This window comes from Lysobacter sp. ESA13C (assembly GCF_019970005.1).
GTDB classification, from domain to species: domain Bacteria; phylum Pseudomonadota; class Gammaproteobacteria; order Xanthomonadales; family Xanthomonadaceae; genus Lysobacter; species Lysobacter antibioticus_B.
This window is the reverse complement of the sequence record NZ_JAHXYK010000002.1, coordinates 399,067-422,771: the sequence shown is the minus strand read 5'-3', so window position 1 is coordinate 422,771 and position 23,705 is coordinate 399,067. Positions and strand designations below refer to the sequence as shown.

Below are 23,705 nucleotides of genomic sequence, written 5' to 3'. Positions count from 1 at the left end.
CGCGGCGCCGACCTTGGATAGCCACCGCATCGCCGCCATCTAACCCACAGCCCTGTCCCGCCTGCGATCACGTCCCGAATGAATCCGAACGCCGCCGACACCCGCGATGCGCACACCGCCGCACAGGCCCTGTACGAGTGGCTGCGCCCGCACCGCCGGGTGTTCGTGCTGACCGGCGCCGGCCTCAGCACCGGCTCGGGCATCCCGCATTACCGCGACGAGAACGGCGCCTGGCAGCGCAAGCCGCCGATCGATTTCCGCGCCTTCGTCGGCGACGCCCGCGCCCGTGCCCGTTACTGGGCGCGCAGCTTCGTCGGCTGGCCTTCGTTCGCCGGCGCACGGCCGAACAGCGGCCACCAGGCGCTGGCGCGTTGGCAGGAACGCGACGGCCCGCATGCGCTGGTGACCCAGAACGTCGACGGCCTGCACGCACGTGCCGGCAGCCGCGACGTGGTCGATCTGCACGGCTGCCTGGACGAGATCGTCTGCCTCGACTGCGGCGCGCGGCGTGCGCGCGAGTCGGTGCAAGCCGAGTTGGCCGAACGCAATCCGGATTGGGTCGACCTCGACGCGGCGGTCCTGCCCGACGGCGACGCCGACCTGGAAGGCCTGGAGTTCGAGCGCTTCGCCACGCCGGTGTGCGGCCACTGCGGCGGCATGGTCAAGCCCGACGTGGTGTTCTTCGGCGAAAACGTGCCGCGCGCGCGCGTCGCCGCGGCCCAGCAGGCCCTGGCCGAAGCCGACGCGATGCTGGTGGTGGGTTCGTCGCTGATGGTCTATTCCGGCTTCCGCTTCGCCCGCGCAGCGCGCGAGGCCGGCCTGCCGCTGGCCCTGCTCAACCGCGGCGTGACCCGCGCCGACGACATCGCCACGCTCAAGCTCGAAGCCGATTGCTCGGCGACCTTGCAGGCGGCGTTGGGCTGACTCGGGAATCGGAAATCGGGAATCGGGAATCGGGAATCGGCTTACGCTACGCCGACGGTAGGAGCGGCGTAAGCCGCGACCAACCGAAGAAGTTGACGCCAGCGAAGCGACCGAAGCCCCAAACAATCGGCGCTTGTTTTTTTTGTATGTCGCAGCCCCTGACTGCGGACAACAACGTGGTATTCCACCGCTTCGCTCTATCGCGGCTCGCGCCGCTCCTACCCGGCAGCGGTGCGCTATCGCTTAGAACGTCCGGCGCAAGAAGTTAACGCCAGCGCCGCAACCGAAGCCCAGACAATCGGCGTCTGTTTTTTCGTATGCCGCAGACCCTGGCTGCGGACGAAGACGTGGTATTTCACCGCTTCGTTCTGTCGCGGCTTACGCCGCTCCTACCCAGAAGCGGCGGCGCGGCGGCCTCAGGGCGTCGGACGCCGATCGATGCGGCTGTGTTCGAGAAACAGCTTGCGCGCGGCCACGCCGATGTCGGGCTGGTCGATGAAGAAGCCCTGCACGCCCAGGGCGTAGAGCTGCAGGGCCTCGCCGAGCGCGCTCTGGACCACGCCGTTGGCGGTCTGGCTCAGGAAGGGTTCCTCGGCGCGCACCGTATACGGGTGCACCTGCAAGCCGAGCTGCAAGGCGCGGCCGAGCACCGGATGGACGAAACCGGTGTTGCGGGTGGTCAGCAAGGCATGGCCGTCGCCGTCGGCATCGCGCTTGGCCGGCAGGGCCACGCGCGGCAGCAGGCTGCTCTTGGACGGGCCCAGGCCGGCGACGTAGTGCGTCCGCATCCAGCTCAGCGCCGCGGTTTCGGTCAGCGCCGCATAGCCGGTGCCGGCGCCGATGCCGCCCGGGATCGCCGTGCCCAGATCGCCATAGATCGCGCTCAGGTCGCTGCCGTGCGCGAGGTGGTAGACGAAGTCGTAGGGTCGGTCGCGCTCGAAGTCGCCGTACAACTGCACCAGCGGCAGGTCGATGCCGGCCCTCGGCAGGATCCTGCGCTTGAGCTCGATCAGGTTGGCGACCTCGAAACTCTGGATGTAAACCCGCGCCGGGTCGGTGAAGCCCTCGGCGACCAAGGTCTGCACCAGCTTCTCGCCGAGCGAGACCTGGATCGGCGTGCCGTCGATGCGCTTGCCTTCGAGGGCGAACCAGGTCGGATGCTTGGTCTCGGGATAAATGCCGATGACGCGGCCGTCGCGGCTGTGCTCCTTGGCCAGAGCGATCACCTCGCGCAGGGTCGCGATCTCGAACCGGCCGTCGAAGCGCGTGTTGCCGGGGCGGATCTGCGGGATGCGTTCGCGTGCGCGCAGGGTCTTGAGTTCGGCCAGGGTGAAGTCTTCGGTGAACCAGCCGGTGAGGCGCTCGCCGTCGATGACCTTGCTGACGCGGCGGTCGGCGAACTCCGGGTGGTCGGCGACGTCGGTGGTGCCGGAGATCTCGTTCTCGTGGCGGACCACCAATTCGCCGTCGCGGGTCGCGACCAGGTCCGGTTCGATGAAGTCGGCGCCCTGCTGGATCGCCAGGCGATAGGCTTCTAGCGTGTGCTCGGGGCGATAACCGCTGGCGCCGCGGTGGGCGATCACGATCAGGCGCGGGCTATCGGCGGTCTGCACGGCGGACGAGGACTCCGGAGCGACGGGGGCGGGCGTGGCGTTCGCTGCCGCGCCGGCCAGCGCGCCGCAGACGATCCAGGCCAGTCTAAGAGATGTACTGCGCTTCACCGGTCGATTCTCCGCTAGTTCGTATGCATCCAGGCGCGTCCACGCCGGCCGGCCCGCGTGCCGGCGCCGGCGCAGTGCCGACGCGACAGGCGCGCCCGACCCGCCATCGTCGGGCCGGCCATCATCAGGCCGGCCATCATCAGGCATGGGCATTGCCGCGATTTGACGATCCCGCCCCAGAACGGTCCCGTATTGAAGCGCGGCCCGCCGCAGCCGCTATGATGCGGCGATCATTCGGGGAGAGCGTTCGATGAGCCTGGTGGCCAAGGTATTCCGGCACAAGTCGGTGGAACAACTGCAGGCCGAGGCCAGCAAACGTACGGATTTCCGCCGCGTACTCGGGCTCTGGCAGCTCACCGCGATCGGCATCGGCGGCATCATCGGCGTCGGCGTGTTCGTCCTCGCCGGCCACGAAGCCGCCACCAACGCCGGCCCCGCGGTCGCCCTCGCCTTCCTGCTCGCCGGCATCGCCAGCGCCGCGGCGGCGCTGTGCTACGCCGAGTTCGCCGGCATGATCCCGGTCACCGGCAGCGCCTACACCTACAGCTACGCCACCTTGGGCGAGCTGCCGGCCTGGCTGATCGGCTGGGACCTGTTGCTCGAATACGCGCTGATCGTGGCGGTGGTCGCGATCGGCTGGTCCGGCTACGTGCAGGCCCTGCTCGGCAGCGCCGGCTTCCATCTGCCGGTATGGGCGCAAGGCGCCATCGGCACCGGCGAAGGCCGCGTCTTCAACCTGATCGCGGCCCTGGCCACGATCGGCGTGTCGGCCTTGCTGGTGTTCCGTACCGAATGGGGCGCGCGCTTCAACACCCTGATCGTCGCGATCAAGGTCATCGCGGTGGTGCTGGTGATCGGCGTCGGCGCGTTCTACATCGACCCGGCCAACTGGGTGCCGTTCATTCCCGAACGCGTCGTCGACGCCAACGGCGTCGGCCACTTCGGCCTGCAAGGCGTGGCGACCGCCGCCGCGGTGGTGTTCTTCGCGGTGTTCGGCTACGACACCCTGACCACCGCCGCCGAGGAGTCCAAGAACCCGCAACGCGATCTGCCGCGCGCGGTGCTGCTGTCGCTGGGCGTGTCGATGGTGCTGTATCTGGCGGTGTCGCTGGTGCTGACCGGCATCGCGCCCTACACCACCCTCGGCGGCGACGCCCCGGTCTCGGAAGCCTTCACCCGCCTCGGCCTGCCGTGGATCGCCGCGGCCATCTCGATCTCGGCAGTGATCGGCATCGCCAGCGTGCTGTTCGCCTTCATGCTCGGCGCCGCGCGCATCTGGTTCTCGCTGTCGCGCGACGGCCTGCTGCCGGGCTGGTTCGCCAAGATCCATCCCAAGTACGGCACGCCGCACCGCCCCACCATCGTGCTCGGCATCTTCACCGCCCTGGTTGCCGGCTTCCTGCCGATCGGCGAGGTCGCCAAGCTGGTCAACATTGGCGTGCTCTCGGCCTTCATCGTGATCTGCGCCTCGGTGTGGGTGCTGCGCGTGCGCAAGCCCGACCTGCACCGCGCCTTCCGCACGCCGTTGGTGCCGCTGATCCCGCTGATCGGCATCGGCTTCTCGATCTGGCTGCTGTCCGAGCTGGCCGCGATCACCTGGCTGATCTTCCTGGTCTGGGTCAGCCTGGGCCTGCTGGTCTATTTCGGCTACGGCATGCGCCACAGCAAGCTGGCGGCCGAGGTGCAGGAGTGAGTTGACACAAACGCAGAAGTGAGTTGAGAGAAGTGAGGAATGAGTAAAGGCAAGAGCGGCTTTTCGCTCACTTCTTACTCCTCTCTGCTCACTTCTGATTGTCTCTGCTCACTTCTCACTCCTCCCGCTCACTTCTCCTCCCGCCCCTCACCGCGGCGCGATGTAACCGCCCGGCACGCCGTCGGGCGACAGCACCAACTGCCACAGCTGCGCGTGGCGACTGCGGAAGGTCGCCATCGAGGCGGCCAGATAGAACCGCCACATGCGCCGGAAGCGCTCGTCGTAGCGCGCCGTATCCAGATGTTCCCAACCGCGCTCGACGTTGTCGCGCCAGGCCTGCAGGGTCAGGTCGTAGTCGGCGCTGAAGTTGTGCCAGTCCTCGATCACGAAACGGTCTTCGACGTGCTCGGCGATCTGCTTGGCCGAGGGCAGCATCGAGTTCGGGAAGATGTATTTGGCGATCCACGGGTCGGAATGGGTGACCGAGCGGTTGCCGCCGATCGTGTGCAGCAGGAACAAGCCGTCGCGCTTGAGGCAGCGGCGGGCGACGTCGAAATAACCGGCGTAGTTCTTGACCCCGACGTGCTCGAACATGCCGAGCGAGAAGATCCGGTCGAAGGGCTCGTCGAGCTCGCGGTAGTCCTGCAGGCGGAACTCGATCGGCAGCCCGGCGCAGAGCTCGTCGGCCAGATCGGCCTGCTCGCGCGACACGGTCACGCCGACCCCGCGGATGCCGTAGCGCTCGGCGGCGAACTTCAAGGCCTCGCCCCAACCGCTGCCGATATCGAGCACGCGCATGCCCGGGCGCAGGCCGAGCTTGCGGCAGACCAGGTCGAGCTTGGCCTCCTGCGCCGCATCCAGGTCGTGCAGCGGCTGGCCGCGCTCGTCGCGCCAATAGCCGCAGCTATAGACCAGGCGCTTGCCGAGCATGGCCCGGTAGAGGTCGTTGCCGAGGTCGTAATGGCGCTCGCCGATGGTGAAGCTGCGGCGGTGGCTCTGCAGATTGACCAGGTGCGCACGCAGGCCGTCGAGAATCGCTGCCCAGCCGTGGACCTGCTCGTCGACATGGGCGCGCATCAGGCGCACCAGCATCTCGTCAAGCGAGTCGGTATGCCACATGCCCTCCATGTAGGACTCGCCCAGGCCGAGCGAGCCTTGCGCCATCACCCGGGAGTAGAACTCCTCGTCTTCGACGCGGATGTCCCAGGGCCGCTGGCCGCCGACGCGCACGTCGGCCAGTTCCAGCAACCCCTCGACTCGTTTACGCAGCGACGCAACGGACATGTCGGCCTCGGCTCGGTCGTTGAAACGCTCGGCACTGCCTGCGGATCACGGCGCTGATCGACCCGCTGTTCCCTGGACCACGCTTCCGGGGCAGCGCGCCTGCCTGCCGCGTCGCCGCACCATAACAAACGCCTCGTCGCGCGATGTGCCGGGCTTGGCTGTTTCGCGCGCGCTCCGGCGGCGGTCGGACCGCCGGGCCGCGGCGGCGCTCAACCTCCGCCGCTGAACATCGCGCGGTACTGCGGCGCGACGTGCGGCAGCAGCGCCGACGCCGGCACCTCGACGGTCTGGGTACCGTCCGAATACGGGCCGACCTCGTACGGGGCGAACACGAACTTGAGCCCGCTGAGCTTGCCGTCGGCGGCCCGGACCGGTTCGAACATGGCGAAGTTGGCCGGGTCGGCCGAGGTGCCGTCGTCGATCATGCGGCCGCCGGTCTCCATTTGTTCGGCGCGCACGGCCGGCGCCGGGTCGTCGGCGTCGATGCGCTGCGACAGGGCCGAGTGCAGTTGCTCGCGGACATAGCGCGAGATCGCGTCCCAGCCTTGCTTCTGCGGCACCAGCTCGGCGGCCTTGAGCTGCTTGTTCTGCTTGGGCAACCAGACGAAGCGCGCGATCAGCGGCGCGGCATGGGCGCCGCCGGTGTAGCTGCTACCGTCGGCCGACACCGCCACCAGGTCGGGCGTGTCGAGGATGTCGTTGAAGGTCAGCGACAACTCGTACGGCGACGGGTTTTCTTTCGCGGTGCGCCCGTTGGCCGACTCGATCAGCTCGGCGCGCGCCTGGTCGGCGTAGGTCTTGAGCTCTTTCGCCAGGCCCGGGTATTTCGCCGCCTGCGTGTCGTAGGTGATGCCGACCACGTAGTTCGGCGTGGTCTCGACGACTTCCTTGAGCTCGACCGGTGCGTCCGCGACGACCACCGGTGCCGGCAAGGTCGAGGCCGGGTCGGCCGGCGCCACGCCGGGCTGAGGCGAGGCTTCTTTCTTGCAGGCCGCCAGGGCCAGCGCAAGCAGGGAGACGGCGATGACACGCTTCATACAGCAATCCTTTTGGCAGACGTCCATGGTTGTTTCGCGCGACATTATCGCGCAAAGCGTGACGTCCACATCTAGATCGCCCTCGGTCCGCCGCTATCCGCGGCGCCGTTCACCACTCGTTGCGGTGGGGCAACAGGCCCTGCAGTTCCTGGTCGGTCAGGTTGCGCCACTGGCCGGGCTTGAGATGGCCCAGTTTGACGTTGCCGATACGGGCGCGCAGCAGTTGCTTGACCCGAAAACCGAAGTGCGCGGCCATCAGGCGGATCTGCCGGTTCAAGCCCTGCACCAGCACGATCCGGAAACCGAAGCGGCCGAGCTTGCCGGTCTTGCACGGCAAGGTGGTCTGGCCGTGGATCGGCACGCCGCGGCCCATGCCGCGCAGGAACTCGGGGGTGACCTCGTGGTTCACCGCGACCAGGTATTCCTTTTCCAGCTTGTTCTCGGCGCGCAGGATCTCGTTGACGATGTCGCCGTTGCTGGTCAGCAGGATCAGGCCTTCGGAATCCTTGTCGAGGCGGCCGATCGGGAAGATGCGGCGCTCGTGGCCGACGAAGTCGACGATGTTTTCCTTGACCGTCGACTCGGTGGTGCAGACGATGCCGACCGGCTTGTTGAGGGCGATGTAGACGTGCTGGCGCTTGCCCTTGACCACCGCGCGCGCGCGCAGGATCTCGCCGTCGATGCGTACCTCGTCGCCCTCGCCGACTTCGGCGCCGACCCCGCCGCGCATGCCGTTGACGGTGACCCGCCCTTCGGCGATCAAGCGGTCGGCCTCGCGGCGCGAGCAGAAGCCGGTGTCGCTGATGTGTTTGTTCAGACGCATAAAGACAGGATGCCGGAAACCGGCAGCAGACGGGCGAAGGGCGCGTAGGCTGGCACAGCGGCGCCGGCTTGGCGACCCCTGGCCGCGTTCGGATTCAGGGGCGGGTGCCCGATGCGCGGGCCCGAGGCTGGCTCAAACCTCCCGCGCAACAGCCTGGGCCACGCGCCGCCGGGCCTCAGCCCAGTTGCTCGGTGTATTCGGGGTGGCGTTGGATCCAGGCCGCCGCATAGGAACAGGCCGGGCGGACCTTGTAGCCGGCTTCGCGGGCGTATTCGAACGCCGCCCTGACCAGGTCGCCGGCGATGCCGCGGCCGCCGATCGCCTCCGGCACCAGGGTGTGGGTGATGACGAGCTGGTCGCCGTTGAGGTGGTATTCGAGCAGGGCCTGCACCCCGTCGACTTCGGTGAGGAAACGCTGCTGGTCGGGAACGTGGCGAACGGAAACGGCCATGGGTCTACCTGGGATGCGGATGAGGGCGGCCATCGGGGGCCGCAGTTGGAGAATATCGAGCCGCGATCGGGGGCCGCGCGGGCGGCCCCCGCCGGGACGACGAACCGGACCGGTATCCGGCCCGGTGCCGGGGCTCAGCGATTATCGCGCTTGCCCTGGTTGTGCCGGTCCTGGGTGCCGATCGATCCCTGGATGGCGTCCATCCGGCTTTCCGCGGCATGCAGTTCCTCGGCCTTTTGCGCCGCACCGGGCGACTGCGGGCCCGACTGCGGCACCTGGCCGTGCTTGGACTCGAGCTGCTGCCAGGGCTGCGCCTCGCGTGCCTGCTCCTGCTTGGCTTCCAGCAACTGACGGGTGTTGGCCAGGGCCTGTTCCGGGGTGATGCGCGGACGGCCGCCCTCGTCGTCGCCGCTGCCGGCGGCCTCGGACGCCTCCAACGCGGCCTTATCTTCACGCTGCGGCGTGTCGGCGCCGGCCGGTTCGGCTTCGGCGGCGGCACCGGCTGCGACCAGGCTTCCGGCCGCGCCGGACGATTGCGACGTCCGTGAGCGGTGGGTTTGTGCCTGCAGCGCCGGCGCGGCCGACTCCGAAGCGGCCGCGGACGCCACCAGAGAGCTCGCTGGCGAAGAGCCGGCCGCCGAGGTATCGGCCTCGACCGGTTTCTTGGCCTTGCGCGGTTTGGCCGCGGCCTTCGCCGGCACGCCGGTCACCGCCGGCGTCGCCACCAAGGGGGTGTCGACGACCGCATCGGTCGGCGTCACTGCCGCGACGCGGCTGTCGATCAACGGCGCCAACGGGGCCGCCGGCGTCGCCGCCCGCGGTCGGGCCGCGCGCGGCGCAGGCGCCTGGGCGACGAGCTTGCTTGCGGCCGGCTGGCTTACGACGGTTTTGCTTACGGCCGGTTTGTTGGACGCTGGCTTGTTCGCTGCAGGCGCGGCCTGCTTGGCCTTGTTCGGCAACGCCGTTTTCGCGGTGTTTTTCGCCGCTTTCCCGATCGCAGCCGACTTGCCCACGGCTTGCTTGACCGAAGCCGGCTTGATCGAAGCGGGCTTGATCGAAGCCGGCTTGGCCGAGGCGGGTTTGGACGGGATAGTTTTCTTGGCGTTCACCCGGCTGGCGGTCTGCGCCGCGCCGCGCTTGCCGGCCGCGGCCTGCCTGGCCGGCGCTTTCTTGACACTGACTTTCCTGACACTGGTTTTCTTGGCGACAACCTTCTTGGCGCTCGCCTTCTTGCTCGCCGTCTTGCTGGCGCTCGTCTTCTTGGAGACGGCCTTCTTGGCCGCCGCCTTCTTGATGGCGGTGGTCTTGCCCGCGCCCTTCTTCGCCGGCGCTTTCTTGCTTGCGGCCTTCTTGGCGACGGCCTTCCTCGCCGGGCGCTTGTTCGCCGCGCTCTTCGCGGCCGTGGTTTTCTTGGCCGCCTTGGTCGCGGCCTTGCGCGCAACCTGCTTGCCTGCGCGCTTCGCGCTCTTGCCCGCGGCGCTCTTGCCTACCGATTTACTGACTGACTTGCTGACGGACTTGCCGGCTTTCTTGATCGCCATGCCCTGCTCCTGTCGGTTTTTCCGGATGAGCGGTCACCCCCAAGGACCGTGCCTGTTTGTTAACACGCACGACCTTCATGACGGGTGAGCAAAGGTGAGACTCGACCCAGAGCGTCAGCCGCCTGTTCCTGACCGCCCGGTGTTGACACGATGTGTCACTTTTGGAACGCCGAAACCCCTTGAAATCGATGGCATGGAATGTGCTTCAATGTGAAGTACGTCACACTGTGAAAACAAAGGGGGTCTCAGATGCGTTACTTAAAATCCCTCGACGACGACCAGCAGGCCGAAGCCGATATCACCCGTCTTTATGAACTCGTGCGCACCGCCGAGCCCGATGCCGCCGAGCTGCGCCGGCTGGATGCCCAGATCTATGCCGGGCTGATCGCCTCTTACAGCGACGAAGCCTACGAGATCGGCACGGCCGTCAATGCCGCGCAGCTCCTGTCCTGAGCATCGCTCAAACGGCAACGGCGGCCTGAGCCGCCGTTCGCAAAGCCGCAATCCGGGGACGCGGCGATACGACATGGCAGCGGCCGAAGCCGCTGCCGCCCTTCTCAGCCGCCGAAGAAACTCGGCAGGCTCGGGCTCGCGAGCCGCTGCAGGAATATCCAGAAGATATTCGGCTCCATCAGCAGCATGAACAACACACCGTAGATCGCGCCCGACAAATGCGCGTTGTGGTTGATGTTGCCCTGGCCGCGCTTGTCCATCCAGTACGAATAGCCGACATAGGCCACCGCATAGACGATGGCCGGCACCGGGATCACGAACACGATGATCCAGCTCCAGGGATTGACCAGCACGAAGGCGAACAGCACCGCCGACACCGCGCCGGACGCGCCGAGGCTGACGTAGCCGCCGTCCTTGCGATGGCGCAGATAGCTCGGCAGGATCGCGACCACGATCGCCGACAGATAGAAGAACGCGTAGCCGAACGGCCCGACGACTTCGCCGAACAGGCGCTCGACCGCGCCGCCGAAGAAATACAGGGTGATCATGTTGAACAGCAGATGCATCCAGTCGGCATGCACGAAGCCGTGGGTCAACAGACGGTCGTACTGACGGAAACGCTCGATTGCCGGCGGCCACAGCACCAGGCGCTCGTACAGGCTGCGTTTCTCGAAGGCTTGCCACGTCACCAGCGCGGTCACGGCGATCAGGATTAGGGTGATCAGCATCGGTTCGGATTCTCGTCGGCGCGTCCGGCCGGGCCGGACTCGCTCAGGTCGGCTCGCCCGGCGGCGCCGGGCGGGTTCGGATGGGGGCGTTCAAGCTTGGCAGCGTCGCTCACGCGGCCTGGCGGTAGTGGTCCTGCATCGGGTAGCTGCGCGCGTACAAGGCGAATGCGGCCGCCGCGACGAAGGCGAAACCGGCGAAGAAGAACATCAGGAAGGCGTTCTCGCTGAGCCCGGTCGCAGCGATGTGGGTGGTCACCGCTTCGTTGCGCACCGCGGCGTTGGTCAGCATCACCCACAGGTTGCCGAAGGTGCTGGTGAGGTACCACAGCGCCATGATCACGCCCTTCATCGCGTGCGGGGCCTGGCTGTAGGCGAACTCGAGCGCGGTCGCCGAGACCAGCACCTCGCCGAGAGTCAGCAGCACGTAGGGAAGGACCTGCCATGCCAGCGACATGGGGTGGCCGGCGTCCATATACAACTGCAGCACCGCCGCCACGATCCAGGACAGGCCGGAGATCGCGATGCCGAAGCCCATGCGCCGCAGCGGCGTCGGCTGCAGGCCGATACGGCGCAGCGCCGGGTACAGCAGCAGGTTGTTGAACGGGATCAGCAGCATCACCAGCAGCGGATTGATCGCCTGCATCTGCGAGGCCGCGGCGCGCGCGCCGCCTTCGCCGGAGATCAGCCAGGTCGGCCACCACCACAGGTCGGTCGGCACGAACATCTTCTGGCCCTGCAGCACCCAGGTCGATGCCTTCTGGTCGAACAGCGACCAGAACGGGGTCACGAAGGCGAACACGATCAGGATGCGCAGCACCGCGCGCACGCCGTCGACCGCGGCGTCGGGGTGCTTGCCGCGGGCGCGGTCGAGCTGCAGGGAAATGCCGTAGCCGCCGAAACCGATCAGCAAGCCCAGCGCCAGGCAGGCGCTCTTGACGAAGCCCATCGCCGGCACCGCGGTCAGCGCCAGGGCGCCGACCGCCAGGGCCACGCCGAGGCCGGCGACGATCGCGCCGGGATTGCCCTGCCCGGCCACGCGCGCGCTCAGCGCGGTACGGGCGACGTTGAAGAAGGAGTCCGGATCGGGCGCGTCGCGGGTCGGCGGCACCCGCACGTAGCGGTTGCGGCCCAGCCAGAAGATCAGCGTGGCCAGGAACATCAGCGCGCCGGGAATGCCGAAGGCGATGCTCGGGCCGTACTCGCGCAGGAAGATCGGCATCAGCAGCGAGGCGAACAGCGAGCCGAAGTTGATCGTCCAATAGAAGGCATCGAAGACCAGCTTGGCCTTGTGCTTGTTGCTCTGGTCGAACTGGTCGCCGCAGAACGACACCACCAGGGGTTTTATCCCGCCGGCACCGAAGGCGATCAGGAACAGGCCGGTATAGAAACCGGCCTGGCTGTGCTCGAACATCGCCAGGCAGGCATGGCCGACGCAGTAGATCAGCGAGAACCAGATGACCGTGTTGTATTTGCCGAAATAGCGGTCGGCCAGCCAGCCGCCCAGCAAGGGGAAGAAATAGGTGCCGATCATGAAGCTGTGGAACACCTCCTTGGCGAGGTGTTCGCGCTCGGCCAGGTCGGAGGTCGAAGCCAGCAGCAGGGTCCCGACCAGGAACGAGGTCAGGATGTTGCGCATGCCGTAGAAACTGAAGCGCTCGGCCGCCTCGTTGCCGATGATGAAACCGATCTGGCGGGGCATTTTGCCCTGCGAATCGGCGGTGGCGGGGGCGGTGGCGGCTTGGCTCATCTACGGCAGTCCTCGGCGGTCGGGCGCGGAGGCGGTCGATAAGCGCCCCCGCTGGACCCGGGCGCGACGGCGACCGGGCGGTCCAGCCCTACAGCCTAACCGATCGCCCCGGCGGCCGGCCTGACCGCAGCCGCCGGCTCAGGGCCGGCGGCCGGGCCCGCCTGAACCGGTTTGGCTGGGCTAGGTCGGCTTGGTCGGCCGGTCCTGCCCCGCCCGCCCGTTCAGATCGCCGGCGTTGCCGCCGTACAGCGCTTCAAGCCCATTCGGTCAGCCCTTCGCGCTCGTACACGGTGGCGAAGGACGGCCGCGCCTTCATGCGCTGCGCGAACGCGCCCAGGTGCGGCCAGTCGTGCGCCGGCCGCGGCATCTTGCGGGTCCAGCGCATCAGCATGGTCAGGTAGAAATCGGCCGCGCTCAGGCGCTCGCCGAGCAGGTACGGGCCCTGCTTGGCGAGTTGCGCGTCGAGGCGTTCGCACGCGGCCTCGATGCGCGCCTGCGCACCGGCACGCACCGCCTCGTCGTCGGCCTGCAGGTCCCACGGATACCACCACAGGCGCAACGGCGATTGCAGGGTATTGGTGAGGTTGAAGATCCATTGGTTGTATTCGGCGCGCTGCGGCTCGTCGAGCGCCGGCGCCAGACCGGCCTGCGGATGACGGTCGGCGAGAAACATCGCCAGGCCCGCGGCTTCGTAGCGCGGCTGGCCGTCGACGATCAGGGTCGGTACCACTCCGTTCGGATTCAGCGCCAGGTACTCGGCGTTCTTGTGCGCGCGGGCTTCCATATCGACCGCTCGCAGTTCGTGCTCGATCCCCATCTCGATGAGCAGCCAATGGACGACGAAGCTGGCGGTGCCGGGCGAATAGTAGAGCGCGTACATGCGGAGGACTCCGGAAGTGAGGGCGACAGTCTAGGGGAGCGATGGCGGTTGCGGGGTTGGATCGTTGGAGGGAGCAAAAGCAAATCCCCCCTGCCCCCCTTTTCCAAAGGGGGAACAGCGCTGACAGATCAGGAGTAAGTCGCCTTCCCATGAAGTCGCCCCTCTGAAAGTCGCCCCTGCAGAAGTCGCCCCTCTGAAAGTGGCCTCGCTGAAAGTCGCCCCCTTTGAAGAAGGGGGCTGCGCGCTGCGCAAGTCCGATGCAGTGGCGAACCCTAATCGCGCGGGGGATTTGCTTTGCGCCCGCGAGCGACCACCGAAGCGGCACATCGCATGGTCGCACCGGACCCATTCCCCCACCTTTGCCTCGGAGCCGCCCTCCTGACAGCAGGCTGTCAGCAGTCTGCGTATTTGCGTGCGGATCGGACCCTCGCGGCCAATCCAGAGGTGCGGTTCTTCGCTACCATGCGGAGCGATTCCGGGGAGAACCGATCCGATGCCACGTACCGCCACACGTACCGTCCTGGTCGCCGCGTTGCTCGCGGCCGCCACCACCCCGCTGCATGCCGCCGCAGCCGACGACGCCCTGACCACCGTCGCCGAGCGCAGCGGCTTCCTCAAGACCGGCCGCTACGACGAAGTGATCGCCATGTGCGCGTCCTTCGCCAAGCGCTACCCCGACGCGGTGCGCTGCGAGGAGTTCGGCACCACGCCGGAAGGCCGCCCGATGAAGCTGCTGGTGGCGACCCGCAGCGGCGCGTTCACGCCGGCGCAGGCCCAGGCCAAGTCGCTGCCGGTCACCCTGATCCAGGGCGGCATCCACTCCGGCGAGATCGACGGCAAGGACGCGGGCTTCCTCGCGCTGCGCCAGATCCTCGACGGCGAGGCCGCGCCGGGCGCGCTCGACAAGCAAGTGCTGCTGTTCGTGCCGGTGTTCAACATCGACGGCCACGAGCGCTTCGGCCGCTGGAATCGTCCCAACCAGCGCGGCCCCGAGGAAATGGGCTGGCGCACCACCGCGCAGAACTACAACCTCAACCGCGACTACCTCAAGGCCGATGCGCCCGAAATGCAGGCCATGCTCAAACTGGTCGGCACCTGGGACCCGTTGGCCTACATCGACCTGCACGTCACCGACGGCGCCAAGTTCGAACAGGACGTCTCGATCCAGGTCGAACCGGTGCACTCCGGCGACGCCGCGCTGCGCCCGGCCGGCTTGGCTTTGCGCGACGGCGTGATCGAACGCCTCGCCAAGCAGGGCTCGCTGCCGGTGTCGTTCTACCCGTCCTTCATCGAAACCGACAACCCGGCCTCGGGCTTCGAAGACGCGGTGCCGCCGCCGCGCTTCTCCAACGGCTACATCCCGCTGCGCAACCGCCTGGGCATGCTGGTCGAAACCCATTCGTGGAAGGACTATCCGACCCGCGTGCGGATCACCCGCAACACCATCGTCAACGTGCTCGAACTGGTCGCCGGCCACGGCAGCGACTGGCGCCGCGAAGCCCTGGCCGCCGACCGGCGCGCGCAGGCGCTCGGCGGCCAGCCGGTCGCACTCGACTACAAGGCCACCGACAAAGTCCGCGACGTCGCCTTCCGCGGCTATGCCTATACGCGCACGCCGTCGGAGGTCTCCGGCGCGCTGATGACCCGCTACGACGAGACCAAGCCCGAGGTCTGGAACGTAAAACTGAAATACGACATCCAGCCCAGCCGCGTGGTCGAAGCACCGCGCGGCGGCTACCTGGTGCCGGCCGCGCAGGCGCCGTGGGTCGCGGCCAAGCTCGACCAGCACGGCGTGAGCTATCGCCGCCTCGGCGCCGCGCTCAAGGATGCGCAGGTCGAGACCTTCCGTTCCGACAAGACCGAGTTCGCCGCGCAATCGGTCGAAGGCCACCAGCGCGCCACTTTGAGCGGCGCCTGGAAGCCGGAAAACCAGAGCCTGGTCGCCGGCGCGCTGTTCGTACCGATCGCCCAGCCCAAGGCGCGCGTGGTGATGGCCCTGCTGGAACCGCAGGCGCCCGATTCGCTCGCGGCCTGGGGCGAGTTCAACAACGCCTTCGAGCGCAAGGAGTACATGGAGGACTACGTCGCCGAGGAAGTGGCGCGCGAGATGCTGGCCAAGGACCCGAAGCTGAAGGCCGAGTTCGAGGCGAAGATCAACAACGATCCGGCCTTCGCCAAGAGCCCGCAGGCGCGCCTGGACTTCTTCTATCGTCTGCATTCGGCCTGGGACGTGCGCTACAACCAGTACCCGGTGGTGCGTACGCAGCAGGTGCCGCGCTGATCGTCGGCGCGCGCTGAAGTAACGAGCCGCAACGCGCGGAGCCCCAGTGGCTCCGCGCGTTTTTTCGTCTCGCATCCACGTGTAGGAGCGGCGTAAGCCGCGACCGCCGAAGCCAGGACTCAACCGCTATCGCGGGGCAACCGGAACGAGGTCGCGGCTCACGCCGCTCCTACACTCGCGGACTTAGGCCGCGTTATCCTCGACGCCTGTCCCGATCGGAGCGTCGCGTAGCCATGCGAACCTTCCCTTCTGCCGCGATCGCGCCGATTCCGCGTTCGTTCGCATCCGCGTTCGCCGCGGCCCTGCTGCTCGCCGGCATCGCCGCAAGCTCGCAGGCGCTCGCCACCGAAAACACCGCGCGCATCGAAACCCGCGCGACCACCGTGACCGTGCTCAGCTTCAACCTCTGGCACGACAAAGGCGATTGGCCCAAGCGCCGCGCCATGATCCTCGCCGAGATCAAGCACCTGAAACCGGACGTGATCGCCCTGCAGGAAGTGCTGCAACGCGACGGCCTGCGCAACCAGGCCGAGGACTTCGCAGCCGCGCTCGGCTATCGGGTGCAATTCGTCTCGGTCGACCCGCCCGGTGCGGCGCGCCGCTACGGCAACGCCCTGCTCACCCGCAAACGCCCCGAGACGCGCGAGATGCGCAAGCTCGAACCGCTCGACGACTACCGCACCGCCGCGCACGCCCGGCTGCGCCCGGGCCCGCCGCGTACCCGTATCGACGTCTACGCCACCCACCTGCATAACGACCAGGCCGGCGGCGCCATCCGCGCCACGCAGGTATCGAGCCTGCTGGACTTCATCGACACCACCGCGCAGGGCAGCTACGTGATCGTCGCCGGCGACTTCAACAGCGCTGCCGACTCGCCGGAACTGCAGGCGCTGGCCGCGCGTTATCGCGACGCCTACGGCAACGCCCATCCCGATGCGTCGAGGAATGTCACGGCCCATACCACCCTCAACCCCGCCTACCTGCCGGCGCAGCGCATCGACCACGTCTTCTACGACCCGATCGGCTTCGAACTCGTCGAGGCCCGCGTCGTGCTCAAGCAAAGCCGCGAGGGCGTCTGGCCCTCCGACCACTTCGGCCTGCTGGTCAAGCTGCGCACCCGGCCCAAGCTCGTCACCCTGCGCGCGTCACCGAACTGACACTTGCGGCGACTAGCGTGGGTGGGTTCCCCTGCCCCGCCGGAGCCCCGCATGATCCGTTCGACCCTGACTTCGTTGTTGCTCGCCTGCGCCGCGACCGCGTTCGCCGCCCCCGCCGTCGCCGCTCACTGGTCGCTGACCGACCTCGTCGAAACCCCGGCGACCCAGCGCGATGCGGTGCGTCTGCCGCCGGGCACGCCCGACCAGGCCAACCTCAACCGATTCGGTTTCTATTCCGACCTGACCTACAACCCACGCGACGGCTATTGGTACGCCCTGTCCGACCGCGGCCCTGGCGGCGGCGTGATCGACTACGCCACCCGCGTGCAGCGCCTGCGCATTCCCTACGACCGCCGCAGCGGCCGCATCGGCCAGCCCATCGTCGATAAGACCGTGTTGTTCAGCGCGCGCCGCGGCGACAGCTTCAACGGCCTCAACCCGCAGTTGCTCAACGGCGACGCCGCCAAGCTCGGCCTGAGCTTCGACCCGGAAGGCTTCGCCGTCGGCCGCAACGGCCACTTCTACGTCGCCGACGAATACGGCCCGAGCCTGTACGAATTCGCCCCGAACGGCCGCTTCCTGCGCGCCTTCGCCACGCCCGCCAACCTGCAGCCGCGCAACGCCCAGGGCCAGCTCGACTACGTCGGCGACCGCAAGCTCGTGGCCAGCGGGCGCCAGGACAACCGCGGCTTCGAAGGTCTCACCCTCGCCCCGTCCGGCGACAAGCTGTACGCGGTGATGCAGGACCCGCTGGTGCAGGAAGGCGCCAACAACGACGGCCGCCGCAGCCGCAACGTCCGCATCGTCGAGTTCGACCTGCGCAGCGGCCGTTCCAGCGCCCAGTACGTCTACCAACTCGAACCGATCGCGGCCTTGAACGCGCTCGATCCGTCCAGCGACGACGATTTCTCCGCGACCCAGCAGGGCCGCAGCATCGGCCTCAGCGCGATCCATGCCTTAAGCGACCGCGACTTCCTGGTGCTGGAACGCGACAACCGCGGCCTCGGCGTCGAAGTCACCGCCGCTGCGCTGCATAAGCGCGTGTACCGGATTTCGTTGCGCGGCGCGAGCAACGTCGCCACGCGCTCGCTGGCCGGCAGCAACGACCTGCCCGCCGGCGTGCGTCCGGTCGACAAGGCGCCCGAACTCGACATCCTGGCCGCCCTGCGCGGCGCTGGCGCCCGCGACATCCCCGAGAAACTCGAAGGCCTGGCGATCGGCCCGCGCCTGCGCAACGGCAAGCACCTGGTGCTGATCGGCAGCGACAACGACTACAGCGTCACCCAGAGCGGCGCCGGCGAGCAGTTCGAGGTTTGCGTCGATCGCCGCAGCGGCGAACGCGCACAGGTTCCGCTGGATACCGATTGCCCGGCCGGCAAGGCCCGCATCCCGGGCACCCTGGTTGCCTTCGCGGTCGATTTCCGCCGCTGAGGCGGACGGATGGTCGCCTCCATCAGACTTGGCCGGCGTTCAGCCGTCGAGCACCTTTGCTGTTCCCCCCCTTTGAAAAAGGGGGCTGGGGGATTTGCTTTTCGCAGAAAGCGCAAGAATCAGTGCATGCAGCGAACCTCGCGCCCCTACTTCGCCATGTACTTCCAATTGCGCCCCTTGCCCTCGGCCATCCACTCCACGGCCTGGGCGACCCGCGCCTTGCGGGTGTCCTCGCGCTTCGCGCTCTCGATCCATTCGACGTAGTCGCGCCGCTGGCTCGGCGGAAACGCCTCGTAGGTCGCCTTGGCCTTCGCGTTCTTCTTCAGCGCCAGCGCGGCGGCCAGATCCGCGGGCAGTTCGACCGGCGGCTTGGGCTGCGCACGCTTGCTCGCAGGACGCGTTACGCCATCCTCGATCAAGGCCATCGCCTGCTTCACCAGGCCAGTGAGTTCGCGCTTGCCGGGCAGGTCGCCGATCTTGCTCAGACGGCCGAACTGGCCCATCGCATCGCTGTCGGCGGACTGCTGCGCACCGACGATGTTCGCGCCCTGCCAGAAGCCGAAGGTGGCGTGTTGCTTGAACGCCGCCATGCTGCACATCAGCTTGCCGCGGTAAACGAAACTCGGTATGCCCCACTTGATCGCTTCCTCGACCTGCGGACAGGCGACGTGTACGACGCTGCGCAGGTGTTCGAGGATCGGCTGCGCGAACGGCGCCGCCTTGGCGATATAAGCATCGATGCGCGGATCGGGCTGGCTCATGGCGGTCGACCGTCGGCCTGGCGATGAGGCCTTATTCTGCGCCGCTTACGCGCTCAGCGGCCACTGCCCCAGCACGTCGTAGGCGTTGCGCGAGCCGAGCTGGCTGTGGATCAGGACGAAGGCGTCGACGTGCCAGTCGATGGCCTCGATGGCGATCGGCGGATGCAGCGGACGCACGGCGTCGCGGACGATGGTCACGTGCGGCACCAGGGCGCGCCCGGACTCGACCCGCACGCCTTCCTTGGCCAGGGCCACGCCGAGCCGTTGGTACAGGCTGTCCAGGGCTTCCGGCGTGCGCTCGCTGCCGAGCCACCAGGGCACCGACTTGTTGCGGAAACTGCCGGCGCGGTCGAGCCGCAGGTCGAACGCCGGCAGGTCCAGGCTCGCCGCCGCGGCCTGCGCCCGCGCCGCGCGCTCAGGCTGGAATTCGGAGGTGTCGCCGAGGAATTGCAGGGTCAGGTGATAACGGTGCGCGCCGATCAGGCGCCCGCCGGCGTCGTGTTCGCGGTGCAGGGCCGCCGCGGCCGCGGCGATGCGCGCCTGGGTCGCCGCATCGGGCAACAGGGCGAAGAACAATCGATGAACATCGGGCGAAGCGGCCGGCGCCGCGAACAGCGAGTCTTGATGCATGGCCGCAGTGTAAAGCCCGCGCCGCGGCCTGCCCATTACGCGAACTGGGTCGACTCCACCGCACAGGCGCTGGGGCATGATGAGCGGGCCGCCGGCCGGCGGTTCGATAGCCCCGCGCGCCCGATCGCGACGGCGCCCCCAGCGAATGGAGTCCCTCATGAAGTCGATCCTGAATCTATGCGCCCTCGCCTTGCTGGCGCTGTCCCTGCACGCCCATGCGCAGACGGCGCCGGCTGCGGCCCCACAGGGCTCCGACAAGCATGAGCACGACCGACGCGCGCAAGCCAGGCGCGAAATCGAGGGCATCGTCGAGACCTTCAAGGCCGCGATCATCGCCAAGGACTCGGCCACCCTGAAGGGCCTGTTCCTGCCAGAACACAATTCCTGGATCCTGGTGTCCTCCGACGAAGAGTTCCGCCAGCGCAAGGCCAAGAACCCCAAGCTCAAGAAACTCGAGCCCGGCACCTACGTCGAGTTCGCCGAGCAGATGGGCCAGGGTAAGGAACGCTTCGAAGAGAAGTTCTCGAACGTGAAAATCGAAACCGACGGCGCCATCGCCAGCGTGCATTTCGACTTCGTCTTCCTCGAAGACGAGCGCATGACCGGCAAGGGCCAGGAAGCCTGGCAGTTGGTCAAGACCGAACAGGGCTGGAAGATCAACGCGGTGGTCTACTCCTCCTACCCGCTCCAGTAAGCCCGATGCTCCCGGCCCGCGCCGGGAGCATCGCTGAGCGGCATGCAGACGAGCGCTGCCGCACTTATTCGCTCAAGCCGATACAGCGCCCAGCGGCGCGGCTCAGGCCGTCGCCGCGAGCGGCACCGGTTCGTTCGAGGCGCGCTCGGAGTACGCATCCAACAGGCTCGCGACGATCTTGCGGGCACCGCTGAACGGCTTGCGCCCGTGCGCCATCTGCATGTTGTCGAGCAGCATCACGTCGCCGACCTGCCAGGGGAACCGGATCGAGGCCCCGGCGAAAGCCTCGCGTACCGCCTGCAGGTCCTCGGCGGCGATCTCGCCGCCGTCGCCGTAATAGGCATGACGCGGCAAACGGTCGGCACCGAACATGTTGAGCAGCGAGGTCGCCACTTCGGCGCCGAGGTTGCTGACGTGGAACAGGTGCGCCTGGTTGAAGAACACGCGTTCGCCGGTCAGCGGGTGCCGCGCCGTGCCGTGGTTGGTCTGGGCGGTGCGCAGGGTTTGCGCATCCAGCCACTCGTGGACGATGCCGTTGGCCTCGCAGAAACGCGCGACTTCGCCGCGGTCGGAGGTCTGGAACACCGTCTCCCAGGGAATGTCGACATAGGGCCGGTAGTGGCGCACATAACGCACGCCACGCGCCTCGAAGCGGTCCATACGCTCCTCGCCGATGGCGGCGGCGACCCGACGCATGTCGGCGATCGGGGTCTCGCCGCCGCTCTGCGGCGCCACCAGGCAGCAGAACGCGATCTTCAGCGGCCAGTCGCGCTGATAGGCGTTCTCGCAATGCAGGGCGATCTCCTGGTCGGGCGGGTACTCGGTGGCGGTGAACACGCCCTTGCCGACCGAACTGCGCGGGGTCGAGCGATAGGTGTAATCGAGCGCGCGCGGCGACACCGCTTCGCCGAAGCCCTCGAAGTCGCCGACCGAAGCGACGTCGAAGCCGCGGAACAGCAAGGCCCCGTGTTCAAGCAGGCGCTCCTCGATCAGTTCGCGGCGTGCCGAGACGAAGGCCGCCAGATCGCGCTCGCCGGCGCCGGGTTCGAATACGCGCGGTGCGCGGCCGTCGGCGAACAACGCGGTTTCCTTGAAAGCATGCATGTCCAGTACTCCTGTGAAACGCGGCGCCGCGGTAGCCGCCGCGGCGCGTGACGATGTTGGGGCGGCTCAGAACCGATAGCGGATCTTGGCCAGCAGTTGGTCGGAATCGCGCAATTCCAGCGCGTCGGTGAACTGATCGTAGGTGCCGAGCGGGTCGCGTTCGAGGAAGGTCGAGCCGCCGCGCGAATAGGCCACGAAGATGTCCGACTGCGGGCCGAGCAGATAGCGATAGCGCAACTGCAGGCCGAAGTTGTTGACGTCGAAGTCCGCCCTCGCCTGCCCGCTCGCCCGCATCTGCCCGTTCGGCTGCAGGATGTAGCCCTGGCCGCCGTCGGCCCGCACCGAGGCCCACTCGGTCTTCAGGCGCACCTCGTGATGCAGACCCGGGAACCAGCTCAGGTTGAGGCTGGCGTAGTCGCCGCGCCGCGAGTAACGGCCGAAGTTACGGCCGTCCTCCCAGATCAGCCAGTCGCTGCCGCGGTCCGGGCTGAAGATCAGTTGGGCATTGAAATCGTCGTTGGGATACCAGACCGCACTGAGCTCCAGCTCCGGCGTGGCCTTGCCCGACAATCCCTGCGGCAACATCGACAACGCCGCCCCGTAGGTCCAGTCGCCGTAGCGGCGGCTGACGAATTCGGCCTCGGAGCGATAACGCTGCGAGCGCTTCCACAGGCCGTTGCCGCGCGAGATCAGGTCGTCCCAACCGGAGCTGATCAGGCTGACGTTGAAATTCAGGCGGTTGCCGCTGCGGTAGTTGTAGTTGTTGACGATCGCCAGGGTGGTCGGCAGACGGTCGCCGCGGTCGTTGCTGCGCGCCTGCAAGTCGGCGAACCAGCGCACGCTGCGCAGGTTGGCGCCCTCGTCTTTGACGCGGTGGACGTAGTCGGCGGCGAGCTTGACCTCGTTGAGGCTGGCGCGGCGCTGGTAGCCCAGGTCGTTGAAGTCGAGGTGGTTGCCGACGTGATTGGCCTCGAAGCGATAGCGCCAGCTTTCCGACGGCGTCCAGTTGATGCGCATCCAGGCGCCGCTGTCGTTGACGCTGCGCCCGCGCTGGTCGATGAAGCTGCCGAGCACCTGGCCGTTGATCACCAGGGCATCGCTCGGCCGCCAGCTCATGTCGACCGCTTGCACCTGCGCGCTGCGGTCGCGGAACGGGCGTTCGGTGTCGGTGCCGAGCCAGCCGATGCTGAGCTTGTCGTGCACCGGGAACAACAAACGCGCGGCGTAGAAATCGCGGCCGGCCTCGCCGTCCTCGGTCGCCGCGAGCACGCCATAGCTGAGCCGGCCCAACGAGCCGTTGAGCTTGATCGCGGCGTCGATGTCGCTGGCGCCGCTGCCGTCGTCGGCATCGCCGCCGATGCGGCGGGTGTGGATCAACCGCCCCTGGTCGGGCGTGCTGAGGTCGAAGATGCCCTGGTTTTCGGTGAAGAACGGGCGCCGGTCGCTGAAGAAAGTCTCGATGGCGTCGAAGTTGATCACCAGGTCGTCGGACTCGACCTGGCCGAAGTCCGGGTTCACCGTCGCGCTGAGCTGGAAGCGCGGCGACGGCTTCCAGAACAGATCGACGCCGCCGTTGTACTTGGTGCGGCCGGTGATCATGTCGTGGTTGGCGGTGACATAGGGCCAGAAGTGCAGCAAGGCCTTGCGGTATTGCGGAATCTCCAGGCGCTCGAAGCCGGAGACGAAGCGGCCGCGTTCGATCGACACCGCCGGGTAGGACTGGCGCTCGCCGTTGCCGCCGAGCACGCGGCTGAAATACACCGCGATGTTGCGACTGGCCGAGTCGGTGCCGCGCATCGGCGCCACCGTCCACGGGATCAACATCTCGACCTGCCAGCCGTTCTCGGTCTCATCGACCGCCCAGCTCCAGTCGGTGTCCCAGTCGTAGTTGGGCACGTTCTCGTTGGTCACCACGCCGTCCATGATCGAGCCCGACAGGCCGACGCTGAAGGTGTAGGCGGTGCGGCCGTCGCCGTCGAAGTCGACCATGAAGTTGACGCCGTCGATGACGTCCTCCTGGTCGCGCTCCAGGCGCGGTTTGACCCGCGCGAACGCCGGCGCCTGTTCGAGCACGAAGGCGACGACGATGCCGTCCGGCGTCGACAGCAGGCGCGCCTGGGTGCCGCTGCCGCTGTCGGGCGCGGTCAGACGATACGGCTCGGTGACCTTGAAGTCGTCGTAGCGCTTGGCCTGTTCCCATTCGGTTTCGTCGAGCTTGCCGTCGATCACGATCGAGGCGCAGGCCGGCGAGCTGACCAACAGGGTCAGCATCAGCACCGAACCGGCGCGCAGCCGCGAGGCGGGAAAATCTGCAGTCATGTGGTGTCCAAAGGTGGGGCTGGAAGAAGGCGTGGCGCGTCGGGTC

General features: G+C 67.7%; 20 protein-coding genes. 7 read left to right on the top strand and 13 right to left on the bottom strand.

Translation table 11 applies throughout. The features are described 5' to 3' along the window. Positions 1 to 78 precede the first annotated feature (78 nt). Complete coding sequence (locus LC490_RS04895; protein ID WP_051885362.1) at positions 79 to 924, top strand: NAD-dependent protein deacetylase; 846 nt, start codon at positions 79 to 81, stop codon at positions 922 to 924. Positions 925 to 1,340: 416 nt separating this feature from the next. On the opposite strand, the gene LC490_RS04890 is transcribed toward LC490_RS04895, so the two are convergent. After that, on the bottom strand, positions 1,341 to 2,645 hold the full coding sequence (locus LC490_RS04890) for a glycerophosphodiester phosphodiesterase family protein (RefSeq protein WP_223619469.1): 1,305 nt from the start codon (positions 2,643 to 2,645) through the stop codon (positions 1,341 to 1,343). A gap of 250 nt (positions 2,646 to 2,895) precedes the next feature. Between LC490_RS04890 and LC490_RS04885 the strand changes: the two genes are divergently transcribed. Next, the gene (locus tag LC490_RS04885) at positions 2,896 to 4,338 is read left to right on the top strand and encodes an amino acid permease (RefSeq protein ID WP_223619468.1); all 1,443 of its coding nucleotides are present in this window, start codon (positions 2,896 to 2,898) and stop codon (positions 4,336 to 4,338) included. A 147-nt stretch (positions 4,339 to 4,485) separates the two neighbouring features. On the opposite strand, the gene cfa is transcribed toward LC490_RS04885, so the two are convergent. The 5 genes from cfa to LC490_RS04860 form a co-directional block, all read right to left on the bottom strand. After that, the gene (gene cfa / locus LC490_RS04880; protein ID WP_223619467.1) at positions 4,486 to 5,622 is read right to left on the bottom strand and encodes a cyclopropane fatty acyl phospholipid synthase; all 1,137 of its coding nucleotides are present in this window, start codon (positions 5,620 to 5,622) and stop codon (positions 4,486 to 4,488) included. A gap of 209 nt (positions 5,623 to 5,831) precedes the next feature. Further along, positions 5,832 to 6,659 carry a DUF3298 and DUF4163 domain-containing protein gene (locus LC490_RS04875; RefSeq protein ID WP_223619466.1) on the bottom strand — a complete coding sequence of 276 codons (828 nt, stop codon included), beginning with the start codon at positions 6,657 to 6,659 and terminating at the stop codon, positions 5,832 to 5,834. Positions 6,660 to 6,768: 109 nt separating this feature from the next. Then, a complete protein-coding gene (locus LC490_RS04870) occupies positions 6,769 to 7,482 on the bottom strand; it encodes a pseudouridine synthase (RefSeq protein WP_031373157.1) in 714 nt (237 codons plus the stop codon). Between the two features lie 175 nt (positions 7,483 to 7,657). After that, on the bottom strand, positions 7,658 to 7,933 hold the full coding sequence (locus LC490_RS04865; RefSeq protein WP_031373158.1) for a GNAT family N-acetyltransferase: 276 nt from the start codon (positions 7,931 to 7,933) through the stop codon (positions 7,658 to 7,660). Between the two features lie 134 nt (positions 7,934 to 8,067). After that, on the bottom strand, positions 8,068 to 9,474 hold the full coding sequence (locus LC490_RS04860) for a hypothetical protein (RefSeq protein WP_223619465.1): 1,407 nt from the start codon (positions 9,472 to 9,474) through the stop codon (positions 8,068 to 8,070). A 249-nt stretch (positions 9,475 to 9,723) separates the two neighbouring features. Here LC490_RS04860 and LC490_RS04855 point away from each other — a divergent pair, with 249 nt between their 5' ends. Then, positions 9,724 to 9,927: a hypothetical protein gene (locus LC490_RS04855; RefSeq protein WP_031373161.1), complete on the top strand. Its 204-nt coding sequence runs from the start codon at positions 9,724 to 9,726 to the stop codon at positions 9,925 to 9,927. Positions 9,928 to 10,031: 104 nt separating this feature from the next. On the opposite strand, the gene LC490_RS04850 is transcribed toward LC490_RS04855, so the two are convergent. The 3 genes from LC490_RS04850 to LC490_RS04840 form a co-directional block, all read right to left on the bottom strand. Continuing rightward, positions 10,032 to 10,652, bottom strand: a complete 621-nt coding sequence (locus tag LC490_RS04850) for a rhomboid family intramembrane serine protease (protein WP_031373162.1) — start codon at positions 10,650 to 10,652, stop codon at positions 10,032 to 10,034. Between the two features lie 112 nt (positions 10,653 to 10,764). Continuing rightward, a complete protein-coding gene (locus LC490_RS04845) occupies positions 10,765 to 12,402 on the bottom strand; it encodes an oligopeptide:H+ symporter (RefSeq protein ID WP_031373163.1) in 1,638 nt (545 codons plus the stop codon). Positions 12,403 to 12,655: 253 nt separating this feature from the next. Further along, the gene (locus LC490_RS04840; RefSeq protein ID WP_031373164.1) at positions 12,656 to 13,282 is read right to left on the bottom strand and encodes a glutathione S-transferase family protein; all 627 of its coding nucleotides are present in this window, start codon (positions 13,280 to 13,282) and stop codon (positions 12,656 to 12,658) included. Between the two features lie 493 nt (positions 13,283 to 13,775). Here LC490_RS04840 and LC490_RS04835 point away from each other — a divergent pair, with 493 nt between their 5' ends. From LC490_RS04835 to LC490_RS04825, 3 genes are all read left to right on the top strand, one after another. Continuing rightward, positions 13,776 to 15,563 (top strand): M14 family metallopeptidase, encoded by a 1,788-nt coding sequence (locus tag LC490_RS04835; RefSeq protein ID WP_223619464.1) that lies wholly within the window; start codon positions 13,776 to 13,778, stop codon positions 15,561 to 15,563. A gap of 233 nt (positions 15,564 to 15,796) precedes the next feature. After that, positions 15,797 to 16,720 (top strand): endonuclease/exonuclease/phosphatase family protein, encoded by a 924-nt coding sequence (locus LC490_RS04830; protein ID WP_223619463.1) that lies wholly within the window; start codon positions 15,797 to 15,799, stop codon positions 16,718 to 16,720. Positions 16,721 to 16,771: 51 nt separating this feature from the next. Next, positions 16,772 to 18,151, top strand: a complete 1,380-nt coding sequence (locus LC490_RS04825) for an esterase-like activity of phytase family protein (RefSeq protein WP_223619462.1) — start codon at positions 16,772 to 16,774, stop codon at positions 18,149 to 18,151. A gap of 146 nt (positions 18,152 to 18,297) precedes the next feature. On the opposite strand, the gene LC490_RS04820 is transcribed toward LC490_RS04825, so the two are convergent. Further along, positions 18,298 to 18,912, bottom strand: a complete 615-nt coding sequence (locus LC490_RS04820) for a YdeI/OmpD-associated family protein (protein WP_223619461.1) — start codon at positions 18,910 to 18,912, stop codon at positions 18,298 to 18,300. 45 nt (positions 18,913 to 18,957) lie between these two features. Further along, on the bottom strand, positions 18,958 to 19,542 hold the full coding sequence (thpR, locus tag LC490_RS04815) for an RNA 2',3'-cyclic phosphodiesterase (RefSeq protein ID WP_223619460.1): 585 nt from the start codon (positions 19,540 to 19,542) through the stop codon (positions 18,958 to 18,960). Between the two features lie 157 nt (positions 19,543 to 19,699). On the opposite strand from thpR, the gene LC490_RS04810 reads away from it, so the two are divergent. Beyond that, positions 19,700 to 20,236: a nuclear transport factor 2 family protein gene (locus LC490_RS04810; protein WP_223619459.1), complete on the top strand. Its 537-nt coding sequence runs from the start codon at positions 19,700 to 19,702 to the stop codon at positions 20,234 to 20,236. Positions 20,237 to 20,338: 102 nt separating this feature from the next. Here the strand turns inward: LC490_RS04810 and LC490_RS04805 are convergent, their stop codons facing one another. Both LC490_RS04805 and LC490_RS04800 read right to left on the bottom strand, forming a co-directional pair. Continuing rightward, positions 20,339 to 21,340 (bottom strand): TauD/TfdA family dioxygenase, encoded by a 1,002-nt coding sequence (locus LC490_RS04805; RefSeq protein WP_223619458.1) that lies wholly within the window; start codon positions 21,338 to 21,340, stop codon positions 20,339 to 20,341. Positions 21,341 to 21,406: 66 nt separating this feature from the next. After that, a complete protein-coding gene (locus LC490_RS04800; RefSeq protein WP_223619457.1) occupies positions 21,407 to 23,659 on the bottom strand; it encodes a DUF5916 domain-containing protein in 2,253 nt (750 codons plus the stop codon). Positions 23,660 to 23,705 lie beyond the last annotated feature (46 nt).

What these genes read in the sequence shown, in the direction of transcription:
- LC490_RS04875 (WP_223619466.1), bottom strand. Translation starts at nt 6,659, where the DNA reads ATGAAGCGTGTCATCGCCGTCTCCCTGCTTGCGCTGGCCCTGGCGGCC.
- LC490_RS04825 (WP_223619462.1), top strand. Translation starts at nt 16,772, where the DNA reads ATGATCCGTTCGACCCTGACTTCGTTGTTGCTCGCCTGCGCCGCGACC.
- LC490_RS04810 (WP_223619459.1), top strand. Translation starts at nt 19,700, where the DNA reads ATGAAGTCGATCCTGAATCTATGCGCCCTCGCCTTGCTGGCGCTGTCC.
- cfa (WP_223619467.1), bottom strand. Translation starts at nt 5,622, where the DNA reads ATGTCCGTTGCGTCGCTGCGTAAACGAGTCGAGGGGTTGCTGGAACTG.
- LC490_RS04865 (WP_031373158.1), bottom strand. Translation starts at nt 7,933, where the DNA reads ATGGCCGTTTCCGTTCGCCACGTTCCCGACCAGCAGCGTTTCCTCACC.
- LC490_RS04805 (WP_223619458.1), bottom strand. Translation starts at nt 21,340, where the DNA reads ATGCATGCTTTCAAGGAAACCGCGTTGTTCGCCGACGGCCGCGCACCG.
- LC490_RS04870 (WP_031373157.1), bottom strand. Translation starts at nt 7,482, where the DNA reads ATGCGTCTGAACAAACACATCAGCGACACCGGCTTCTGCTCGCGCCGC.
- LC490_RS04835 (WP_223619464.1), top strand. Translation starts at nt 13,776, where the DNA reads ATGCCACGTACCGCCACACGTACCGTCCTGGTCGCCGCGTTGCTCGCG.
- LC490_RS04845 (WP_031373163.1), bottom strand. Translation starts at nt 12,402, where the DNA reads ATGAGCCAAGCCGCCACCGCCCCCGCCACCGCCGATTCGCAGGGCAAA.
- LC490_RS04895 (WP_051885362.1), top strand. Translation starts at nt 79, where the DNA reads ATGAATCCGAACGCCGCCGACACCCGCGATGCGCACACCGCCGCACAG.
- LC490_RS04860 (WP_223619465.1), bottom strand. Translation starts at nt 9,474, where the DNA reads ATGGCGATCAAGAAAGCCGGCAAGTCCGTCAGCAAGTCAGTCAGTAAA.
- LC490_RS04885 (WP_223619468.1), top strand. Translation starts at nt 2,896, where the DNA reads ATGAGCCTGGTGGCCAAGGTATTCCGGCACAAGTCGGTGGAACAACTG.
- LC490_RS04855 (WP_031373161.1), top strand. Translation starts at nt 9,724, where the DNA reads ATGCGTTACTTAAAATCCCTCGACGACGACCAGCAGGCCGAAGCCGAT.
- LC490_RS04800 (WP_223619457.1), bottom strand. Translation starts at nt 23,659, where the DNA reads ATGACTGCAGATTTTCCCGCCTCGCGGCTGCGCGCCGGTTCGGTGCTG.
- LC490_RS04840 (WP_031373164.1), bottom strand. Translation starts at nt 13,282, where the DNA reads ATGTACGCGCTCTACTATTCGCCCGGCACCGCCAGCTTCGTCGTCCAT.
- thpR (WP_223619460.1), bottom strand. Translation starts at nt 19,542, where the DNA reads ATGCATCAAGACTCGCTGTTCGCGGCGCCGGCCGCTTCGCCCGATGTT.
- LC490_RS04830 (WP_223619463.1), top strand. Translation starts at nt 15,797, where the DNA reads ATGCGAACCTTCCCTTCTGCCGCGATCGCGCCGATTCCGCGTTCGTTC.
- LC490_RS04820 (WP_223619461.1), bottom strand. Translation starts at nt 18,912, where the DNA reads ATGAGCCAGCCCGATCCGCGCATCGATGCTTATATCGCCAAGGCGGCG.